The 19,370-nt window shown below is 58.7% G+C and carries 20 protein-coding genes; 8 read left to right on the forward strand and 12 right to left on the reverse strand.

What is annotated here, in order from left to right; all coding sequences use genetic code 11:
- Nucleotides 1–19 precede the first annotated feature (19 nt).
- Nucleotides 20–325: a DUF3088 domain-containing protein gene (locus tag AC2A6O_RS03950; RefSeq protein WP_498925817.1), complete on the forward strand. Its 306-nt coding sequence runs from the start codon at nt 20–22 to the stop codon at nt 323–325.
- A 33-nt stretch (nt 326–358) separates the two neighbouring features.
- Here AC2A6O_RS03950 and AC2A6O_RS03955 read toward each other — a convergent pair whose 3' ends face one another.
- Nucleotides 359–877: a peptide-methionine (S)-S-oxide reductase gene (locus tag AC2A6O_RS03955; protein WP_148584523.1), complete on the reverse strand. Its 519-nt coding sequence runs from the start codon at nt 875–877 to the stop codon at nt 359–361.
- A gap of 292 nt (nt 878–1,169) precedes the next feature.
- Between AC2A6O_RS03955 and AC2A6O_RS03960 the strand changes: the two genes are divergently transcribed.
- Entirely contained in the window at nt 1,170–1,718 is a 549-nt protein-coding gene (locus tag AC2A6O_RS03960) for a GNAT family N-acetyltransferase (RefSeq protein WP_498925818.1), read from the forward strand.
- Between the two features lie 194 nt (nt 1,719–1,912).
- Here the strand turns inward: AC2A6O_RS03960 and AC2A6O_RS03965 are convergent, their stop codons facing one another.
- The 3 genes from AC2A6O_RS03965 to AC2A6O_RS03975 form a co-directional block, all read right to left on the reverse strand.
- On the reverse strand, nt 1,913–2,140 hold the full coding sequence (locus AC2A6O_RS03965) for a DUF2783 domain-containing protein (RefSeq protein ID WP_498925819.1): 228 nt from the start codon (nt 2,138–2,140) through the stop codon (nt 1,913–1,915).
- A gap of 3 nt (nt 2,141–2,143) precedes the next feature.
- The gene (locus AC2A6O_RS03970; RefSeq protein ID WP_498925820.1) at nt 2,144–3,754 is read right to left on the reverse strand and encodes an FAD-dependent oxidoreductase; all 1,611 of its coding nucleotides are present in this window, start codon (nt 3,752–3,754) and stop codon (nt 2,144–2,146) included.
- Between the two features lie 74 nt (nt 3,755–3,828).
- Nucleotides 3,829–4,371: a VOC family protein gene (locus tag AC2A6O_RS03975; protein ID WP_498925821.1), complete on the reverse strand. Its 543-nt coding sequence runs from the start codon at nt 4,369–4,371 to the stop codon at nt 3,829–3,831.
- 263 nt (nt 4,372–4,634) lie between these two features.
- Here AC2A6O_RS03975 and nthA point away from each other — a divergent pair, with 263 nt between their 5' ends.
- The 4 genes from nthA to AC2A6O_RS03995 are packed head-to-tail and all read left to right on the forward strand — an operon-like array spanning nt 4,635 to nt 6,736.
- Nucleotides 4,635–5,276: a nitrile hydratase subunit alpha gene (gene nthA / locus AC2A6O_RS03980; RefSeq protein WP_498925822.1), complete on the forward strand. Its 642-nt coding sequence runs from the start codon at nt 4,635–4,637 to the stop codon at nt 5,274–5,276.
- Nucleotides 5,273–5,935 (forward strand): nitrile hydratase subunit beta, encoded by a 663-nt coding sequence (gene nthB, locus AC2A6O_RS03985; protein WP_498925823.1) that lies wholly within the window; start codon nt 5,273–5,275, stop codon nt 5,933–5,935. The genes nthA and nthB overlap by 4 nt, the downstream gene beginning before the upstream one ends.
- Nucleotides 5,919–6,275: a nitrile hydratase accessory protein gene (locus AC2A6O_RS03990; protein WP_498925824.1), complete on the forward strand. Its 357-nt coding sequence runs from the start codon at nt 5,919–5,921 to the stop codon at nt 6,273–6,275. The genes nthB and AC2A6O_RS03990 overlap by 17 nt, the downstream gene beginning before the upstream one ends.
- 8 nt (nt 6,276–6,283) lie before the next feature.
- A complete protein-coding gene (locus AC2A6O_RS03995) occupies nt 6,284–6,736 on the forward strand; it encodes a methyltransferase family protein (protein WP_498925825.1) in 453 nt (150 codons plus the stop codon).
- Between the two features lie 15 nt (nt 6,737–6,751).
- Here the strand turns inward: AC2A6O_RS03995 and AC2A6O_RS04000 are convergent, their stop codons facing one another.
- Nucleotides 6,752–7,642 carry a LysR family transcriptional regulator gene (locus AC2A6O_RS04000; RefSeq protein ID WP_498925826.1) on the reverse strand — a complete coding sequence of 297 codons (891 nt, stop codon included), beginning with the start codon at nt 7,640–7,642 and terminating at the stop codon, nt 6,752–6,754.
- Between the two features lie 100 nt (nt 7,643–7,742).
- Here AC2A6O_RS04000 and AC2A6O_RS04005 point away from each other — a divergent pair, with 100 nt between their 5' ends.
- On the forward strand, nt 7,743–8,030 hold the full coding sequence (locus AC2A6O_RS04005; protein ID WP_498925827.1) for a DUF1330 domain-containing protein: 288 nt from the start codon (nt 7,743–7,745) through the stop codon (nt 8,028–8,030).
- Nucleotides 8,031–8,235: 205 nt separating this feature from the next.
- On the opposite strand, the gene AC2A6O_RS04010 is transcribed toward AC2A6O_RS04005, so the two are convergent.
- Nucleotides 8,236–8,856, reverse strand: a complete 621-nt coding sequence (locus tag AC2A6O_RS04010) for a VOC family protein (RefSeq protein ID WP_498925828.1) — start codon at nt 8,854–8,856, stop codon at nt 8,236–8,238.
- A gap of 811 nt (nt 8,857–9,667) precedes the next feature.
- On the opposite strand from AC2A6O_RS04010, the gene AC2A6O_RS04015 reads away from it, so the two are divergent.
- Entirely contained in the window at nt 9,668–10,117 is a 450-nt protein-coding gene (locus AC2A6O_RS04015) for a cupin domain-containing protein (protein ID WP_148584533.1), read from the forward strand.
- Between the two features lie 125 nt (nt 10,118–10,242).
- Here the strand turns inward: AC2A6O_RS04015 and AC2A6O_RS04020 are convergent, their stop codons facing one another.
- From AC2A6O_RS04020 to AC2A6O_RS04045, 6 genes are all read right to left on the reverse strand, one after another.
- Nucleotides 10,243–10,836: a class I SAM-dependent methyltransferase gene (locus AC2A6O_RS04020; RefSeq protein ID WP_498925829.1), complete on the reverse strand. Its 594-nt coding sequence runs from the start codon at nt 10,834–10,836 to the stop codon at nt 10,243–10,245.
- 62 nt (nt 10,837–10,898) lie between these two features.
- Entirely contained in the window at nt 10,899–12,077 is a 1,179-nt protein-coding gene (locus AC2A6O_RS04025; protein WP_148584535.1) for an ABC transporter permease, read from the reverse strand.
- Complete coding sequence (locus tag AC2A6O_RS04030) at nt 12,074–13,099, reverse strand: ABC transporter permease (protein ID WP_148584536.1); 1,026 nt, start codon at nt 13,097–13,099, stop codon at nt 12,074–12,076. The genes AC2A6O_RS04025 and AC2A6O_RS04030 overlap by 4 nt, the downstream gene beginning before the upstream one ends.
- A gap of 274 nt (nt 13,100–13,373) precedes the next feature.
- The gene (locus AC2A6O_RS04035; protein WP_498925830.1) at nt 13,374–15,260 is read right to left on the reverse strand and encodes an ABC transporter substrate-binding protein; all 1,887 of its coding nucleotides are present in this window, start codon (nt 15,258–15,260) and stop codon (nt 13,374–13,376) included.
- Nucleotides 15,257–17,143, reverse strand: a complete 1,887-nt coding sequence (locus AC2A6O_RS04040) for an ABC transporter ATP-binding protein (protein WP_148584537.1) — start codon at nt 17,141–17,143, stop codon at nt 15,257–15,259. Before AC2A6O_RS04040 ends, AC2A6O_RS04035 begins: the two co-directional genes overlap by 4 nt.
- Nucleotides 17,144–17,432: 289 nt before the next feature.
- Nucleotides 17,433–19,310, reverse strand: a complete 1,878-nt coding sequence (locus tag AC2A6O_RS04045; protein ID WP_498925831.1) for an adenylate/guanylate cyclase domain-containing protein — start codon at nt 19,308–19,310, stop codon at nt 17,433–17,435.
- Nucleotides 19,311–19,370: the final 60 nt, after the last annotated feature.

The following is a 19,370-nucleotide window of genomic DNA, read 5'->3' on the forward strand; positions in this document are numbered from 1 at the left end:
AACGAGGGGCAATCAAGTCATGAGAGACACGCTTTATATTCTCACTCCCGGCTTCGAAGATCCCGCCTATCCCGGCAAGACCTTCTACTGCTGGCATTGCGCGCTGATGGAAGGCGTGCTTGCCTCCTTTCCGGAGCTTGCAGAACGTCTCGATGTTCGCCGCATTGCCTGGCCGAAACCGCGCAGGGAAGTTGCAGATTTGCTGGGGGAAGACAATCAGTCTTTGCCGGTGCTGGTGCTCGCCGAAGGCGGTTTCATCAATGACAAGGATGCGATCCTCGACGCCCTCACCGAGCGGCATGGCTTTCCGCATCCTCACCCCTGACAGGCAGAGACAAGACCTGGCGTTCGTCCTCGTCTATTCCGCCGCTTCCAGCCGCTCCGGCTTCAACACGGCAGAATATTGCTTGCGCAACAGCGCGAGTTTCGGGTCGATATAGGTCTTGCAGAATGGACGCTCCGGACCCTTGGCGTAATAGTTCCGGAACTGCTCATCCGACGGTTTGAACTGGGCAAGCGTCATCACACTGGTGACAAGCGGTTCGTCGAATTCGTGCTGCAGGCCGCGCAGAATGCGCCCGACCTTTACGCCTGTCCCTGCGTCATAGACATAGACCGCGCTGCGGTACTTGCCGCGCATCTTGTGACGCGACATGCTGGAGTGGGTGCGCAGATGGATCTCGATCAGGACCTCCAGCGGCAGCGCGACCGGATCGAAGGTGACAACCACCGCTTCTGACCAGGCGTCTTCAGGCGGATCGGAGCGGATAAAGCCCTGGTCCACGTTCGAAATGCCCGCAATTGCCTGAAAGACGGCCTCGGTGCACCAATGGCATCCACCGCCCAGCCCGATTTTCACCCCGGCCTCCAATGTCATGATCGATGCTCCCAGTGTGACGTCAGGCGTTTCATTTGCAAAACGGCTTGGCGAAGATTCCCCCAGAGGAGATCGTATGCCGTCAATTGACAGAAGACGCACAACAGAAAATTGTGAGGCATGATCAATCGCGCGGCCCTACATCTAACCATGGTGCACATCGTCGTTCCCGCAGGGGACGCGAAGGGATCGCCGTTGGCTGAAAAAGCCTAGCCGGATCACATCGCAACCCTGCTTCGAGGAGCAGGGTTTGCCAGATGCCTGCTCTCTCGATCACATCCAAGAGAGCAACATGAACATATCAGACATTCCTGCGGAGTTTGCTCCGGTTTCCATGGCCAGAAGCTGGCCTGAAGGCCTGGTCATTCGCGCCGAAAGACCGGAAGACGTGGACGGACTGACCGTTCTGCAAGGTCTGCCGAAGTTCCGGCAGGGCACATTGCGCCTGCCCTACCCAAGGCGCAAGGACGTCGAGGCCCGTGTGAGCCAGTCCTCACCGGACAAGGTGTCCCTGGTCGGTTACCTGGGCGAAAAACTGGTCGCCGCCGCCGGCTTTAACCGATTTACCGGCAGGCGCGGACATGCTGCCAGTCTGGGGATGGGGGTGCACGACGATTATTCCGGACGCGGGATCGGACAGGCGATGCTGGGCGAACTGATCGAGATTGCCGATAACTGGATGAACATCCACCGGCTGGAACTGACCGTCTTTGCGGACAACGACGCTGCTGTCCGGCTCTATCAGAAGCTCGGCTTCGAAATTGAAGGCACCTTGAGAGACTTCGCCTTCCGCTCCGGGGCATTTGTCGATGCTTATGCGATGGCGCGCCTGAGGGAGTGAGTAAAAGGCACGCGCTAATCTCTTTCCTTGTCGTCCCGGTTCGCCGCTTAAGCGGCAGGACCGGGACCCAGTATTCGCACATCTCGGCCGAAAACCGCGGTAACCTCAGCAGGTTACTGGATCCCGGCCTTTTCTGGGAGGACAAGTGACGTCTGCTTGAACATGCAGCGAAACTGGTGGTTCGCCCTGCTGGCTCAAGCCGCTTCCCTTTTCTCCGCCGCCTTGGGATTGGCCGCGAAGTCGATGGCTGCCTTCAGGACATCCAGATCGCCGATCTGGTTGGCGAGGATGAGGATCAGCCGGGCATTCATGCAATTGGCGTCCTCATCACTCATATGGCGCTGGCTGGAGACCAGATACTCATAAAAGCCGTCCGGATCGGGCAGATTGCGTGTCAGGTTCAGCTTCGGATTCAGGGGCATGGTTCATGCGCCTCCCATCGCGGTCTTCAAGGCAGCTTCCACCTTGTTGTCGTTGAAATAGCGCCAGCGGGCGGCGACGTGCTGGTCCGGTCGGATCAGATAGACCGTGCCGGGGGCAGCGTCGTAGCGGGCGGCGAGTGTCCCGTCGTTGTCCTGAAGGTCCTTGCCCACGCGCAGGACACGGGCCTTGACGTTGCCAGCTGTTACATCTTCTGCCGCTTCATCGCCAAAGATCAGCAGCGTGAAGCCGTCGCCGATCTGATTGAGGAACCAGGCCGCCTCGCCATTCACCTTCACCGGCGCGTCGGCGCAACAGGTGCCCGGGGTCATGTTTCCGGCGAAGCTGGATTCATCGGCTGTGTTGAGTTGGCTTTCCACATAGGGTGTCGGGGCAGACAGACGTCCGGAATTCACCAGCGGTTTTGCAAAGTCGGTGACTTCCGACAAATCCAGTACCGCATCGCGGAACCTTCGCGAGGCCTCGTTCTTGGGCGTGATGAAGTCGGTGGACCGGGTCGAGTTCAACAGGTTGTCGTCTGCCGCAAAGGCTCTTTCCGTATGGTAGCTGTCGATGAGGCTTTCCGGAGCATCGCCATCCAGCACCAGTTTCAGCTTCCAGCCCAGATTGTCGATGTCCTGAACACCCGTGTTGGCGCCACGTGCACCGAAGGGCGAGACCTGATGGGCAGCATCGCCCGCAAACAGCACCCGTCCATAGCGGAAGTTATCGATCCGCCGGCAGGCGAACTGGTAGACGGAAGCCCATTCCAGCTCGAACTCCTTGTCCTCGCCCAGCATGGCCTGGACGCGCGGAATGATGTTTTCCGGTTTTTTCTCTTCTTCCGGGTCGGCCTCCCAGCCGAGCTGGAAGTCCAGCCGCCAGACGTCGTCGCACTGCTTGTGCAGGAGGGCCGATTGGCCACGATGGAACGGCGGATCAAACCAGAACCAGCGTTCTGTCGGAAAATCGGCCTTCATGATGATGTCGGCAATCAGGAACCGGTCCTGGAAGAACTGACCGGAAAAGCCGGCCCCGACCATCTTGCGCGTATCGGAATTGGCGCCGTCACAGGCAACCACCCACTCGGCTTCCATCTTGAAGACTCCGTCCGGTGTTTCGACGGTCAGAACCGCGTGGTCGTCGTTCTGTTGCAAGTTCAGGAGCTTGTGCTTCCAGCGCAGGTCGATGAGGTTCGATTTCTGCGCCTCTTCCACCATGTATTCCTCCAGATAATATTGTTGGAGGTTGATGAAGGCCGGGATCTTGTGGCCGTCTTCCGGCAGAAGATCGAAGGTGTAGGCAAGATCGTCGCGGAAGAAGACCTTGCCGATCTTCCATTCAATGCCCTTGTCGATCATGCGCGTGGCGCAGCCGAGCCTGTCCCAGATTTCCAGCGGTCGCTTGGCATAACAGACCGCGCGCGAGCCGATGGAAACGGTGTTGTTGTCGTCCAGAACGACCGTGGGGATGCCTCTTTGGGCGAAATCAAGCGCGGCCGTCAGCCCGACCGGCCCAGCGCCGATCACCACCACCTTGTGGCGTTTGACCGTATCGGCCTTTTGTTCCTCTGATTGCCGGTAGTCGTACTGCGGATATTGATAGGTCTGAAACATTGGGCTCTCCTCCCAGATCCGCCAAGGCGGCTTCAATCGAACGGCATTTGCCGCATTGGCGGCATGTGTCCTCCTCACACATCGGCCAACTCTTTGGCATGCAGCCAGTCAGCGTGTTTCGGGGCCCGTTTGGTCGTCGACCACTCCTCGAGCATCTCCCACTTGACCTTGTCCAGGCGCGCCAGAAGCTTGTCTTCCTCCGGGTCCGGGCAAGCCAGTTCCACACGGTGGCCGTTCGGGTCGAAGAAATAGATCGAATGGAAGATCGAGTGATCGGTGACGCCCAGAACGTCGACACCGTTCTTTTCCAGGTGGTCCTTGAAGGCAATCAGCTCGTCCCGGTCCTTCACCTTGAAGGCGATATGCTGCACCCAGCGCGGCGTGTTCGGGTCAAACCCCATTTCCGGCTTGGTCGGCAATTCGAAGAATGCCAGAACATTGTCGTTACCCGCATCCAGGAAGACGTGCATGTAGGGGTCCGGATCGTGGGTGGACGGCACATGATCTTCGGCGATGGCCAGAACAAAATCCATGTTCAGCATCTTGCCGTACCATTCCACGGTTTCCTTGGCGTCCTTGCACCGATAGGCGACGTGATGCATCTGCTCGATCTTCATGGGACCGCTCCTCCAAATTAGTTACATATGTAACCATATTGGAAGCGCGCGCCCGCGCCTTGATCTAAGTCAAATTGGTTACATATGTAACTAATCTTCGGAACCGACCCGTCCGACATCGTCATCCCGGACAAGTGAGACGAGGTCGAATACCGATCCGGGAGGACAGGTGCCGCGTAATTCCAGATAACCACCACGTGTTTGATTTGACAGGTCTCGACCTGCGTTCTCATATGTGACACCCGCGACATCAGGAGCCGTTTATGTCCGCTCACGACCACGATCATTCCCACGATCACGACCATTCCGAACTCAGCGAAGTCGAGCTGCGCGTGCGCGCGCTGGAAACGCTGCTGACGGAAAAGGGCTATATCGATCCTCCTGCTCTGGACGAGTTGATCGAGACCTACGAGACAAAAATCGGCCCGCGAAACGGCGCCCTTGTGGTGGCAAAGGCGTGGACTGACCCGGACTATCGGGAGCGGCTATTGAAAGACGCAACGGCAGCCATAGCCGAGCTTGGTTTCACCGGCCGGCAGGGCGAACACATGGTGGCGGTCGAGAATACCGACGACATTCACAACATGGTCGTCTGCACGCTGTGCTCCTGTTATCCGTGGACCGTCCTGGGTCTGCCGCCGGTCTGGTACAAATCTGCGCCCTACCGCTCCAGAGCCGTACGCGACCCGCGCGGCGTTCTGGCCGAGTTCGAAGTGACGCTGCCCGATGACACCGAGATCCGCGTCTGGGATTCGACGGCCGAAATCCGGTATCTGGTGATCCCGAAACGTCCTGCAGGAACCGATGGCTGGAGCGAAGACCGCCTGGCCGATCTTGTCACCCGCAACAGCATGATCGGAACCGGGCTCGCCCTTGAACCTTCCACCCTGGAGGATGCAGCATGAACGGTGCGCAGGATCTGGGTGGGCAGATGGGCTTCGGCCCCATTGAACTGGAAGAAAACGAGCCGAACTTTCACGCCAAATGGGAAGAACGTGCCTTTGCCATGACATTGGCCATGGGCGCGACCGGATCCTGGACGCTGGATGCCTCGCGCTTTGCCCGCGAATCCTTTCCGCCGGTCACCTATCTCTCTTCCAGCTATTACGAGATCTGGACCCGGGGGTTGGAAAAACTCCTGCTCTCCAACGGCCTTGTAACGGAAGAGGAGCTGAAAGAAGGCCGAAAGCTTGAAGAGCCCAAGTCTGTCAAGCGCGTGCTCTCGGCAGACGACGTGGCCGGAACCCTGTCCAAGGGCGCCCCGGTTGAGCGGGACGTGCACCAGCCTGCCAGGTTCCAGGTCGGTGACAAGGTTCACACACGGCGCATGAACCCCGAACACCACACCCGCCTGCCCCGTTACGCCCGCGATGCCGTCGGCACGATTGAGGTCATTCACGGCGTTCACGTGTTTCCGGACACCAACGCCCATGGCGAAGGCGAACAGCCTGCCTGGCTCTACGGCGTTCTCTTCAAGGGCACGGACATCTGGGGGCGGGATAGCGATCCCAAGCTGACCCTGCGCATTGATCTCTGGGAGCCTTATCTTGACCTTGCCCGCTGAGTTTCTGACTACGCCGCGCCTTCCGCTTGATGAAGACGGTGGCCCCGTGTTCAGCGCCCCCTGGGAAGCGAGGATTTTCGCCATGACGGTGAAGGCGCATCAAGCCGGCGTGTTCACCTGGGGCGAATGGGCCGAGGCACTTGGCGCCGAACTAGCCAAGGACGGCGATGGCAGCGGCGAGACTGAAGGCTATTACGATCGCTGGCTGGCCGCTTTTGAGGCACTGCTTACGGCCAAGAACATTGCGGCCGCCGGACAGCTGGCAGACCTGCGCAGGGCCTGGGACGAGGCAGCCAAAGCGACACCGCATGGCAAGCCCATCGTCCTTCAGAACACCTGAGGCAAAGCATGCGCCTTTTGCTTCCCCCTCCTGTCGTCCTCGGGTTTGGGCTTCTGCTGCTCTATGCAGGTGCCAAACTGTTTCCGGCGCTCAACGTCACCTTTGCAGGACAGGACGCGCTCGCCCTCTTGTTTCTGATTGCCGGACTGGCGATTGGCGGGCATGCCCTTTTTCGCTTCATCCTGGCCAGAACAACCTTCAATCCGACAACACCGGGCAAGGCCAAGGCGCTGGTGAGCGACGGCTTTTACAGGGTGTCGCGCAACCCGATGTATGTCGCCGATGTTCTGCTGTTGCTGGCGTTCGGCGCTTATCTCGGCACAGCCACGATCTTCGCCGTTGTACCGGCTTTCGTCTGGTATCTGACGGAATTCCAGATCAAGCCCGAGGAAGAGCATCTTAAGCGCCTGTTCGGCCACACATACCTTGACTATTGTGCGCGCGTCCGACGCTGGCTTTGAACCTGCGAACCTCTTTCAATTCCCGAGATACAGACCGCTGTTTTCCTTGAAGGCGTCAGCGGCGAAGCGCAGAAACGTGCGCACACGGGCCACATTCTTCAGGTCCGGATGCGTCAGGATCCAGATGTCGAAGTAGCGGCTTGGCTCCACACCCGGCAAGCGGATCAGCTCCGAGTCCGGGTCGCCCACGAAGCACGGCAAACGGCCAATACCCATACCGGCTCGCACCGCCGCATGCATGGTGATCATGTCGTCGGTCACCGTCGCCACCTCACCATTGGGGAAACGCTCGCGCAATTCTCTCGGCACCTTGTTGCCCCACCATTTGAAGGCGATGAACGGCACGGCCTGCGATGTCACCGTTTCAAGCGCAGCGTCCCGGTACCGACGGGCAAAATCTCGCGACACGTAGAAACAGCGGTTCTGGCCGGTGGCGAGACGTCCGAACAGGCTTTCGTCGGGCTTGTCGGTGACACGCACCGCAATATCGGCCTCGCGCCGGTGCAGGCTCAGAATTTCGTTGGCTGCGTTCATGGTCACGTCAATGGCCGGGTGCCGTTCCTTGAAACGAGCGACGATCTCGGCCAGTTGCACCTGGAAAATGAGCTGGGCCGCCGTGACCCGAAGCGGGCCTTCCAATTCGGCATCCTTGTCGGCAATGCGCATGTCCAGCGCAAGCACTTCCATTTCCATCCGGCGGGCGGCCTCAACCGCCTCTTCACCGGCGGTGGTCGGTGTGAACCCTTCGGGAAGACGGTCGAACAGACGTGTTCCGATCTCCTCTTCCAGCGACGACAGCCGCCGCGACACGGTGCTGTGCGTTACACCAAGGCTGCGGGCGGCCTTTGTCAGGCTGCCGGCATTGGCGATGGCGAGCACGAATTTCAGATCATCCCAGCTATACATAGCGGTGCATTTTTGCACAGTTCGATTACAAATTTGAAGAATTTTTCGCATGACCGCTCTGCGATAGCATTTCAGCATCTCAAGCAATGGAGACAATGAGATGTCTGTACAAGCCCTCGCCATGATCACCGTAACCGACCGCGACGCCCTCGGCGCGTACCGGGAGAAAGCCGCAGGCGCCCTCGCCCGTCACGGCGGCAGCGTTATCGCCGCCGATCCGGACCCTCTGGTTCTGGAAGCCGCGATCGATGCGCCGAACATGGTCGCCCTGCTGACCTTCCCAAACGCGGAAGCCGCCAAGGCCTGGCACCGCGACCCCGACCTTGCCCCCGTTCATGCCCTTCGCAACAAAGGTGGCAAATCGACGATTGTCGTGCTTCCGGGCTAACCAACCAGAAGCGGCGAAGCGGTGCCTTATTCGCATCGCTTCGCGACGATTTGAAGCTACCCGGCAACAGCGCAGCAAATACGTGCGAACGGGACGGTTTGCGTGGGCCCCGACGCCTTTTTCCGGAGCACTACCCCACCGTCCTGCGAGCATGGGCGGATGCCATCACTCTTTCCGATCCTACCGGTCTGTCCTTGTTAGCAGATCACTTTGCCGGGTCCGTGTTGGACCAGAGGACGGGACCACCTTCCTTTTCGTATGCCATCCCCTCCGGGAAGGATATCGCCTCCATCTGCAGCCCCCAGGGCGCAAAGAAATAGAGGATTGTCTGGCCCGCTGCCGGACCTTCGGTAACCGGAAGCGGCCCGCCTAGCGTCCTGACGCCATTGGCTCTCAGATACTCGGCGGCTTTGTCGATATCCTCGACATAGATCGCGATGTGATAGCCGCCAATGTCGCTGTTTTTCGGATAGATCGTCTGCTGATCGGGAGAGGTGTAGCTGAACAGTTCAATGTTCGAGCCAAAGCCGCATCTCATCAAGGTGATCTCTTCGATGACGGCGCGCGGATCGACATTCAGCATGTCCTGCATGAAAGTGCCTTTGTCGTCGCGAAACGGACCGAAGGACATGGCTTTCTCGCAGCCCAGAACGTCGCTGAAGAAGGTCACCGCCTGGCCCATGTCCGGCACGGTCAGGCCGATATGATTGACACCCCGCATGCCAGGCACAGGCTCGGCGCGAGCGGCCGTCCCGAATGCAACGACCGCGAACAGCGCCAAGGCTGCGGCTATCCGGGGAGACTGGCTACCTAACTTACATGTCATGACTTTTCCCTTCTTGAAAAATGGCTTCCGATCTTCCTCCCGCCATCGCTTCTTCAACTGTCCTGTCTGCGGACATTGACGGGTCTCTGTTTGCGGGAGAAAGAAGCGTGTGGCGCGCCTCCTGAAGAGCTGCCAAACACGAGGTTCGAGCGCCAGAAAAGGCGACATTCAACGACGGACTTTCCAGAGCCGGCCTGCGATACCCCCTCGCTTTCGCCCCCTCCAAGCAACTTGCAAAGCTTCGACAATATGTCCGCCGAGAGCATTCTGACTGCTCGAAGTAAGGAGACCGATCGACTGGCTCGCAAGCGTTAACCTAGACACCAATACATGCAAATACAAATATTTTATCCAAATCAGTCGACGGCAAATGAGTGACGGATTTGATGCTGCCCGGACCGGCATGAGGCGTGGCGCACGCACCGCGGTGAAGCCTACAAGCGTGATATCCTTGGCCTGAAAAAGGTCTTCAGCCTGCACTCGTGGCTTCCGGAAAAGGCCAATGAGGAAGCCTGCCTCGTTCATTCGCGCCTTATAGAGCTGCTCGCGGGCCGATCAAAGTTATTGCATTTACATATTTTATGCTGAAAATATCTATTGATCCGGGCAGCGTGAACTTTCCATATCATTGCGGAACGTCGCCAGACCAGAAATAGCCTCAGCCGTCATGGCATACTCATGACGCCTAAAAAACGACAGTTCCGCGGGAAGCAACACGGCAGTCTCCAGAAACGCCGGCTTCCGGCATGACGGCCAAAAACAAGAGTCTCGAAAAGAGGACAATTCCACAAATCAATCAGAGGGAATTGCGATGAAAGATCTGGAAAAGGGCATAACCGAAAATGGCACAGGTTATGAAGACGTCGTCTGGAACATTCTCGGCCAAGTCTATTATCCCAAGGCCGTCTGCGAGGCGGCTTTCGCCTTCGAGACGAATTCCGAACCCGGCCAGTTCGTGCCCGTTCACATCCACCCTGATCAGGACGAGTTCATTCTCGTTCAGGAAGGCGAACTGGATCTGAAACTCGACGGGGTATGGACCAAGGCGAAGGCAGGCGATCTCGTGCGCATGCCGCGCGGCATTCCGCACGGCTATTTCAACAAGTCGGACAAACCCTGCCGTGCGCTTTTCTGGGTGTCTCCGATGGGGCAGCTCAAGGATCTGTTCGAAGCACTGCACGATCAGACCGACGTCGCCCGCATCGTCGAACTGTCAGCCCAGCACGCGGTCGATTTCCTGCCTGAAGAAGCCAACGAGTGATCTGACCGGGCCGTCCGCCATCTTTGCGCGCGACGGCCTGCCCGTTGTCATGGCCGAGGCCGGTTCTCCTTGGAGACGGGTCTGCCTTTCCTCCTCAGGATCGGTTCCTTGTAAATGCTGGCTGATTAGCGAACCGGTTTCACCAGCCGCATGCGCCAGGTCACGCCTTTCTTGTCGGAGACGAGACGGTAGTCGTCTAGGACTTCCCACTTGCTGGTATCGTCGGTCGCTTTCCAGAGCTTGTTGATCAGCTTGTTGGCACCTGACTCGGGCTTTTTCGGTGAATACATCGACAGGGCGATGACACCGTTTTCCTTCAGGAACGGGACATAGCGGGCAACGACGGCAGCCGGATCTTCCGCAAAGTGAAGGACCTCGTTGAAGACGATGGCCGAGAAGGTCTCGCCCTCCTGCGCCTCGAATGTGTGCATGTCGCCTGCCCTCAGGCTGGCAATCGCGGGGTCGACATTGGCGATCTGAAGTGAAGCCGGGGAAAGATCCATGCCGACGTAGCGCTTGACGCCCATGGGCTGAAGGCGCTCGTACAGCAGGCCTTCGCCGCAGCCGATGTCGAGAACCTCGTCCATGGAACCGGTCAGGTTCAACCACATGCCGATGATGCCATAGCGACCGCTTTCGGGCAGCGAGCGCAGGAAGGCCCAGCGACCGGCTTCATATTCCTCGTCCCAGCCGGCGGCGGTGGTGGCATTCTTCGACATTGTGACTTCCTAACAGCAAGGCGGGCCAGAACGGCCCGCCGGTTCTTCAGATTTCAGATGCATCACTTATAGGGATCTGCCGCGTCGCGCAAACCGTCACCCAGGAAATTGAACGCCAATACCACGATGATGATCGGCAACACCGGAGCCATCAGCCATGGATAGACGGTGACCACCGAAATGTTCTGCGCCTCGTTCAGAAGAACACCCCAGGAAACGGCAGGCCGGCGCAGGCCGAGGTTCAGGTAGGACAGAGCCGTTTCACCCAGGATCATGGACGGGATCGACAATGTCGCCGACGCAATGATGTGGCTGGTGAAGCCGGGCAACAGGTGCCGCGTGATCACCCGCTTCGGCTTGGCGCCCATCAGAACCGCCGCCTTGGCGTATTCCTCTTCCCGAAGCGACAGCAGCTTGGATCTGACAGCACGCGCCAACCCGGGCCAGTCGAGCAGACCGAGGATGATCGTCAGACCGAAATAGATCCAGACCGGGCTCCAGGTCACCGGCAGCGCTGCAGACAGCGCCATCCACAGCGGAAGTTCGGGAAGCGATCGCAGGATCTCGATGGCACGCTGGATCAGACTGTCGATCCAGCCGCCGAAATAGCCGGCGATGCCGCCGAAGAAGAGCCCGAGAACAATCGAGATGGCAACACCGATCAGACCGACGGTAAGCGACAGCCGAGCTCCATAGATGAGGCCTGACAACTGGTCACGGCCAAGACGGTCCGTACCGAGCAGGAACATCGTCCCACCTTCCGCCGGACAGACAAGGTGAAAGGAGGCGTCCCACAGCCCCCAGAACTTGTACTTAGCGCCGCTGCAGAAGAAGCGGAGCGGCTGGACATCGTTCGGATCGTCCTTGAACACCCATTGCAGGGTTTCCATGTCGATTTCCGATGTCATGCCATAGACGAACGGGCCGACGAGGCTGCCGTCATGGAACAGGTGGATCGGTTGCGGAGGCGCATACAGATGCATGCTGTCGCGGCTGTTGGCACCATAGGGCGCGATTACCTCTGCAAAGGGCACACACAGATAGAACAGGATCAGGACCACGCCCGACCAGACCGCAATCTTGTGGCGCTTGAATTTCCACCACATGATCTTCCACTGGGAAGCCTGGTAGTAGCGCTCCTGTTCGGCGGTCATTTCCTCGGTGACAGCCGGGTTGAAGGGCGTCGGATCGACGTAATGTTCCACCTCGCGCCCGGGCGTTTTCTTCACGTCCATGGTCATGTCGAGGCCCTCCCGCCGAGGCGAATACGCGGATCGAGCACTGCCAACAACAGATCGGAAATCAGCATCCCGATCAGGGTCAGAACGGCAACGAACAGGAGAATGAAACCGGACAGGAACTGATCCTGGGATTGAAGCGCGGCCACCAGAACCGGGCCGACGGTCGGAAGGCTCATCACCACCGAAACGATCACCGATCCGGATACAAGCGAGGGGATCAGATTGCCGATGTCTGCAATGAACGGGTTGATGGCCATGCGCAGGGGATATTTCACAAGAAGCTGGTTTTCCTTGAGGCCCTTGGCCCGGCCCGTGGTGACATATTGCTTGTGCAACTCGTCAAGAAGATTGGCACGCAGGCGGCGGATCATGGCCGCCGTGCCCGACGTCCCGATCACGATGGTGGGCACGATCAGATGGCCCAGCACCGACATCGCCTTGTCGAAACTCCAGGGCTGGTCGATGTATTGAGGATCCATCAGCCCGCCGACGGACAGGCCGAACCAGCGATTGAAAAAGTAGAGCAGAACGAGCGCCAGCAGGAAGTTGGGTGTTGCAAGTCCGAAATAGCCCAGAAAGGTGAAGCCGTAGTCTCCCCAGGAATACTGGCGGGTTGCGGAGAATATGCCGATAGGGAACGACACCACGTAGACGAACAGGATCGTCGCGAAATTCAGAACCACGGTCAGGGGCAACGTCGGCCCGATGACCTGCTCCACGGGTTTGTCGAATTCAAAGGACCAGCCCCAGTTGCCCTGGATAAGACCGTCGAACCCGTGAGGTCCCGGCCAGAGGCCGACCCAGATCAGGTAGCGTTCCATAAAGGGTCTGTCGAGTGAGAACTCCTGGCGCAGAAACTCGAGCTTGGCGACCGACGAACTTTCACCGGAGGATTTGAGGGCAGCAATCTGATTGGAGATATAATCACCGGACGGCAGCTCGATGATGAAGAAAATCAGTAAACTGATCACCAGCAAGGTGGGCACCATCATCAAAATACGTCGGACAATATAATAGAGCACCTAAACTCCCCTCAGCCCCGGCACTTTGCGCAGATCAGGCTCTGACTTCTGCACTCAAGGTCAACTTCGAATTCGATAATATGACGTTTTTCAAACAAGAGTCAGTCCCTCGGAAAACGTCTGGCGGAATACCGGATCAACATCTCCGCTTCCGGTTCGTATGTCTTCCTGACCCGGACGCCATGTCCGGCAGGAGCGTATCCATCCGTCAAACCTGAAATCACCGGTCCGGCTGGTGTCTTCAGCCGGACCGGAAAACAGGCAGAGTTCGGACTTATTCGGCCGCGTAGAATTCATCCATGCGATGGATCCCGAAATGCGCCCCCGGATCCCAACCATAGATACCTTCCAGCGGCACGTTTTCCACTTTCTTGATCACCACCGGCTGACGGACACCGGATACGAGACCGATGTGAATGGTCTCGTCGGCATGGATCTGGAGCATTTCCTCCCAGATGGCGGTGCGCTCTTCCGCCGTTCTGGAATTCAGCCAGGAATTATAGAGCTCCATCAGGCGTTCGGCCGGGGCCCAGTCAGGCTTCTCACCGCCCTTACCCTGCGTTTCGTAATAGTCGCCCCACTTGTGCCAGGAGAACGAATCGCCGTGTACCGGAGCATAGTCATCCGGCGGCATTTCGGACGTCGGAATTCCGTTCTCGAAGCCCCACCAGACAGACATCATCAGATCACCGGTGATCGCCCGCTCGCGCATGTTGTCGCGCTGGCTCGGCTTGGCAAACAGAGCAACGCCGATTTCCTTCCACATTTCCTTGACCAGTTCCAGGGCATCATCCTGCGCTTGATCCTCGCCTGCGGTTTCCACGATAATTTCCAGCGGACGGCCATCGGGCAACAGGCGAATGCCTTCACCGTTGCGTTCGGTCAGGCCGATCTCGTCCAGAAGCGCGCTTGCCTGTTCCGGATCGTATTCCGCCCATTTGGTGGTGAATTCAGCTTCGTAAAGCGGGCTGGACGCCAGAACGGTGTCGTTGCCCGGCGTTCCCAGGCCGAAAAACAGGACACGGTTGATCAGGTTGCGGTCGATCCCGAGCGACAGGGCGTGCCGGAACTTCGTGTTGCGCATCAGCTCTCGCCAGACCGGATCATTCACGGTCAGGTTCGGCAGGATCGAGATTTCCGAACCTTTGGTGTTGGACCAGAGCGCAGTGACGTAGTCATTGTCCTTCTCGCCCCGCTTCAGCACGGTGATGTCGGAAAAGCTGAGATTGCGCGCCTGCAGATTACTCTCGCCCGCCTGAGCCTTCGCCGGGATCAGCTTGCCATCGGCAACGGTCATGATGACCTGGTCGACATAAGGCAGCTGCTGACCGGTGCTGTCGACCCGGTGATAGTAAGGGTTGCGTTCCAGAACGAAGCGCAGATCGCTGTCATCGCGGTTGCGCACCCATGGCTGCAGCGACGGCATGTCGACGTTCTGTGCGTTGTACATGTCGTCTTTTTTGTTGTGCAGCGGCGCCCAGCTTCGCGCCTTGACCTTTTCAGCTTCCTTGGCGATGAAATCCGGGTCTCCGTATTTCTCGTGGAACTGCTTCAGATAATGGGCAGGACGATAGATGAATGGAGGGCGGGCCTTTGCCAGTTCCGGCAGGAACAACGGGTTTGGGCTGTCCCAGGTAAAGCGGACAGTTGTTTCGTCCAGAACCTCGAATTCAGGCGCCTTGCCATCGGCCATCAGGAACGGCGGCAGGCCGGCCGGGGTCAGACTTTTGTTGCTGACAATGTCCTCGAAATAATAGCGGAAGTCCTCGGCGCCAAAGGGGTGACCGTCAGACCATTTATGGCCCTCACGCGTGTGAAGCGTGAAAATGCGGCCATCCTCAACTTCCACATCCGCGAGGATATCGGGCAGCAGATCCAGTTGCTCGTTATAACCGACCAGGCGTGCATAGCCCCAGACGTTGATCAGGCGGACATCCTTGGCCCTGCCAATCAACGTGTCGATCTTGCCACCCGGCTTGCCGACGGAGCGTCCCGTGGCTTCAAGGTCAACGATCAGCGGTTCGGAGGGCACCCGTTCCGCTACGGGCGGAAGAGACGGATCAAGGCCCGGTGTCTCCTTCAGCTCCAGCGCGGCCAATGGCCCTGCTATCAGAGCCGCGGTCAGGAAAAGACCGGCTCTCAAGGAATTCAAAAAGTTCATGCTGCAGTCCCCTCAAGCGCCCCGGCATTCTTCAGGCCAGGTGCGCAGACAAAATGATCCGGTTCCATTTCCACCAGCAATGGCTCCTGGCCATCGGTCAATCGGAAAGGTTCCGGCCATGATTGCGGCTCCGATGCTCTGTTGGCATCTAGAGCGGCAAAATCCAGTGGCGCCGACAGGTCCGGCTCGGGTACGGCCGAAAGCAGCGCCTTCGTGTAAGGATGAAGCGGATTGCCGACCACGTTTCTGGTCTCGCCCATTTCCACAAGGCGTCCCCGGCACATGACAGCGATCCGGTCGGCGACATAATCGACGACAGCCAGGTTATGGCTGACAAAGAGGTAGGTCAGGTTCAGGTCGCGCTTGAGATCCTGAAGCAGGTTCAGGATCTGCGCCTGCACCGAGACGTCCAGCGCCGACGTCGGCTCGTCGCACAGGAGGAACTCCGGGTTCAGCGCCAATGCCCGGGCAATGCCGATGCGCTGGCGCTGACCGCCCGAAAACGAATGCGGATAGCGGCGCAGGAAACGCGGATCGAGGCCAACCAGTTTCATCAGATTGCGCGCCCGTTCGGCCCGCTCCTGCGGCGTGCCGATGCCATGCACTTCCAACGGCTCCATCAGCGTGTCGTTGATGGTCATGCGCGGATTGAGTGACGAGAACGGGTCCTGAAAAATCAACTGCACGCGGCGGCGATAGTCCATCAACTCCGCACCCTTGAGCTTGGAAATATCTTCCAGCCCCTTGCCGCGATTGTAGAGGACACTTCCCCCTTCGATACTGATTGCTCTCAGGATCGCTTTTGCGGCGGTGGTCTTGCCGGACCCGGATTCCCCCACCAGCCCCAGGCATTCGCCCCGGCGGATCGTCAGGTTGATGCTGTCGAGCGCGGTCATTGTCTTGACCTTGCCGCCAAGGAAAGAGCCCTTGCGCAGGGTGAACTGTTTGGTGACGTCCCGCATTTCGACCAGGGGCTCACCGGGCTTGACATCGCAATGCGGTCGATTGGCCGTCAGGTCCTCCGAGCGGACCTCGATCGGCCGGATCGGCACCAGCCGCTCTTCCCGGTCCATCTGGAAACTGGGCACCGCGTTGAGCAGCGCTTTCAGGTAGTCGTGTTTCGGATCGGAAAAGAGCTGTTGCGCAGTCCCCTTTTCCATGATGCGACCATGATAGATCACAGCAATTTCGTCGGCCATGTTGGCGACCACGCCGAAATCATGCGTGATCATCAGGACCGACATGCTCAGCTCTGCCTGAACTTCGCGAATAAGCTTCAGAATTTCGGCCTGAATGGTCACATCGAGCGCGGTGGTCGGCTCGTCCGCTATCAGCAGTGCGGGACGGCAGATCATGGCCATGGCGATCATCGCGCGCTGACGCAAACCACCGGAAAGTTCAAAGGGATAGGTGTCGAGTGCGCGTTCGGGATCGGGGAACTGCACCAGGCTCAGCATGGTCTTGGTCAGTTCGCGCGCTTCGGATCTGGAAACATTGCGGTGAAGAAGCGCCGCCTCGCCGATCTGGTCGCCAATGGTATGCAAAGGCGACAGCGACGTCATCGGTTCCTGAAAGATGATCGCCACCCTGTTGCCGCGCAGGTGACGCATTTGCGGTCCCTTACGCTCCAGCGTGGCAATATCGACGGGAGGCTCGGCACCGGTCGGGTCCGCAAGGATCACTTTTCCGGATGTAATGGATGCAGCCTGGGGCAATAGACCCATGATCGTCTGCGATATGACAGTCTTGCCCGACCCGGATTCGCCCACCAGCGCGACAGTCCGGTTCTCAGGCACGACAAATGAAACATCGTCGACCGCCCGGACCTTACCTTCCGCCGTATTAAAATCTACCGTCAGTCCCTCAATCGAGAGAACATTCACCGCGCATTTCCTTCCAGGCAAGCATTGTCTGACAGAGGCTTACTAAGCCCTCATTGCATTTGAAAGACAACCAAATTCGCCAGTGGATAGCAATGCAGGATTCAGGAAACATGACTGCGATGTTCGTCACAGATCGCAAGAGCAAACCTGTCCTGCCCTTCGATAAACGGGGCTAATCGGAGAATAAACCGCAGTTGCCGGACGCGGCTGAACTTATTTTTCTGCTTTCATCTGAACATCAGCCAGACGAAAGGAACACTTTGTCGGCCACGAATGCGACAGGCGGGAATCACTCGGCAGCGGACACCGGCCGTTCCTCTGGCCTTTGCGCCGACGTCGGTTGCGGAAAAGGATCAAGCCAATAGACTTCCATCTGTCCGCTTCGGCCACGCAGATGGTGCGCGCCGACAGGCCGCTGGTGCGTTTCGCTTGGAAGATGAGCAACAGTGTCCGCACTTGCCAGGATAATCACTTCCGGGCACTCGGGCACTTCCTTGCCAAGCGTCTGCAAGCGTTCGGCCGCATTCACGGTGTCGCCGACAACGGTGTAGTTCCAGCGATCAAGCCCGCCGACATTGCCGACAACAGCCGGTCCGGTATGGATGCCGATGCGCAGCGCCATCGACGGACGACCTTCCGCGACAGCTTTCAGGTTTGCCTCATGAAGTGCGGCCGCGATCCGGCGCGCGGTTCTGACGGCAGCTTCAGCGTGGTCAGGGCGGGCGTCGGGAGCGCCCCAGAAGGCCAGCATGCCATCGCCAAGGAACTTGTCCACCGTGCCACCTTCCCCCTCGACGGCCTCCACCAGAATGGCAAAATGCTCGTTGAGCAGGCTGGCGGTTTCTTCGGCGCTCAAGTGCTCGGAGAGCGCCGTAAAGCCGACGATATCCGTGAACAGAATGGTGAGTTCAGCGCCACGTGCCTGCGCGGCGTTGCCACCTCCCAGCCGCATCAGTTTAATGAACAGCGACCTCGGCACATAGGTGTTCATGGCCTTGAGGCCCTCGACCATGGAATTGAACGCCAGCGCCACCTGGTCAATCTCCGCGACGCGGCTGCGCGGCAGCGGTTCAACCTCGTTGAGCGACAGGCTGCCGATCCGCTGGGACTGAACAGCGAGGTTCCGCAGCGGGCGGGCAACACGCCGCCCCATCCAGAAGGCAATCAGCACAGACACCACCAGTGCGCCGAAGCCGACAAACATGGACCCGGCCAGCCGACGAAGCTCCCGCGAAACAGTCGCGCTCAGGTAATACTGGCCGACTGTCCAGGGTCGGTCACTGAAGCCGTCCAGTTTCGCCTTCATGAGGATATATTCTTCTTGATTGGCTTCGACCATGGAAACGTCGATGCCGAGCTCAGCAGCCTTCTTGAATTCGTCCAGCTTTTGCTCGTTCGCCATGGCCGCCAGCACGGGATCACCAATCGTCTGCCAGGTCCCTGGAAGCTTGTCCTGGATACTGCCGCCGGTCTGCAGCCAGGCCGCATCCGAATGCAGGATCACCTGATCGCCGTCGGCGATGATAAAGACGGTGTTGTCGCTGCCCTCGTCCTGGGCGGAAACGATTTGCGCGAGCTCTTCCATGGACGTTGCCGCCGTCAGCATTCCGGCAAGCTTCCCGTCACGTACCAGCGGCACGGACACATTCGCAAACAGGCCGACCTTGTGCTTGACGAGCTTGCCCCATGTCGGCGGACTGTCCGCACTCAGTTGCGGCATCTGCTGAATGTTCATGCCGGGCGGCGGCGAGTCCGTCTCGATCCGCCACAATTTGCCGTTCGGTGCCCGGTAGATCCCCAGTTTGCTTCCATCCAGCGTCGTCGCCACCAAAGTGGTGATGTCACTATTCGATTTCAGTGCGATCGACAGGTCCTGCAGGGTTCTGTCAGCATCGTCAAAACCGAGCGTGCCGTCGTCGAAATAGGGTTTCAGACCCACAATCGCATTTTCGACAGAAATGAAATGCGTCCGCAGCTGCGTTTCGAGCGCCTGGGTACTCAGGATCGTCTTGTCATTGAGCAGGGAAAACGTGTTGCGGAAATTTGCGGAAACAGACAGGCCAAGAACGAGACCGATGGCAATTGCCACAAACGCACCGAACCCCAGCCCGACGACAGTCGTCAGGGGCAGCATGATGCGCCGTCCGGTGGGCTTCGAATTTTTCATCGGGCGGTGACCCTTGTTGCGAACAGGCAGCTTACCTGCAGGACGGTTTCCGTCAAATTA

The sequence above is a fragment of the Labrenzia sp. ATLA3 genome (assembly GCF_057180185.1).

What these genes read in the sequence shown, in the direction of transcription:
- AC2A6O_RS03965 (WP_498925819.1), bottom strand. Translation starts at nt 2,140, where the DNA reads ATGCCCCTGAATCCGAAGCTGAACCTGACACGCAATCTGCCCGATCCG.
- nthB (WP_498925823.1), top strand. Translation starts at nt 5,273, where the DNA reads ATGAACGGTGCGCAGGATCTGGGTGGGCAGATGGGCTTCGGCCCCATT.
- AC2A6O_RS03970 (WP_498925820.1), bottom strand. Translation starts at nt 3,754, where the DNA reads ATGTTTCAGACCTATCAATATCCGCAGTACGACTACCGGCAATCAGAG.
- AC2A6O_RS04000 (WP_498925826.1), bottom strand. Translation starts at nt 7,642, where the DNA reads ATGTATAGCTGGGATGATCTGAAATTCGTGCTCGCCATCGCCAATGCC.
- AC2A6O_RS04025 (WP_148584535.1), bottom strand. Translation starts at nt 12,077, where the DNA reads ATGACCATGGACGTGAAGAAAACGCCCGGGCGCGAGGTGGAACATTAC.
- AC2A6O_RS04020 (WP_498925829.1), bottom strand. Translation starts at nt 10,836, where the DNA reads ATGTCGAAGAATGCCACCACCGCCGCCGGCTGGGACGAGGAATATGAA.
- AC2A6O_RS04010 (WP_498925828.1), bottom strand. Translation starts at nt 8,856, where the DNA reads ATGACATGTAAGTTAGGTAGCCAGTCTCCCCGGATAGCCGCAGCCTTG.
- nthA (WP_498925822.1), top strand. Translation starts at nt 4,635, where the DNA reads ATGTCCGCTCACGACCACGATCATTCCCACGATCACGACCATTCCGAA.
- AC2A6O_RS03995 (WP_498925825.1), top strand. Translation starts at nt 6,284, where the DNA reads ATGCGCCTTTTGCTTCCCCCTCCTGTCGTCCTCGGGTTTGGGCTTCTG.
- AC2A6O_RS03960 (WP_498925818.1), top strand. Translation starts at nt 1,170, where the DNA reads ATGAACATATCAGACATTCCTGCGGAGTTTGCTCCGGTTTCCATGGCC.
- AC2A6O_RS04045 (WP_498925831.1), bottom strand. Translation starts at nt 19,310, where the DNA reads ATGAAAAATTCGAAGCCCACCGGACGGCGCATCATGCTGCCCCTGACG.
- AC2A6O_RS04015 (WP_148584533.1), top strand. Translation starts at nt 9,668, where the DNA reads ATGAAAGATCTGGAAAAGGGCATAACCGAAAATGGCACAGGTTATGAA.
- AC2A6O_RS04005 (WP_498925827.1), top strand. Translation starts at nt 7,743, where the DNA reads ATGTCTGTACAAGCCCTCGCCATGATCACCGTAACCGACCGCGACGCC.
- AC2A6O_RS03955 (WP_148584523.1), bottom strand. Translation starts at nt 877, where the DNA reads ATGACATTGGAGGCCGGGGTGAAAATCGGGCTGGGCGGTGGATGCCAT.
- AC2A6O_RS03950 (WP_498925817.1), top strand. Translation starts at nt 20, where the DNA reads ATGAGAGACACGCTTTATATTCTCACTCCCGGCTTCGAAGATCCCGCC.
- AC2A6O_RS03975 (WP_498925821.1), bottom strand. Translation starts at nt 4,371, where the DNA reads ATGAAGATCGAGCAGATGCATCACGTCGCCTATCGGTGCAAGGACGCC.
- AC2A6O_RS04035 (WP_498925830.1), bottom strand. Translation starts at nt 15,260, where the DNA reads ATGAACTTTTTGAATTCCTTGAGAGCCGGTCTTTTCCTGACCGCGGCT.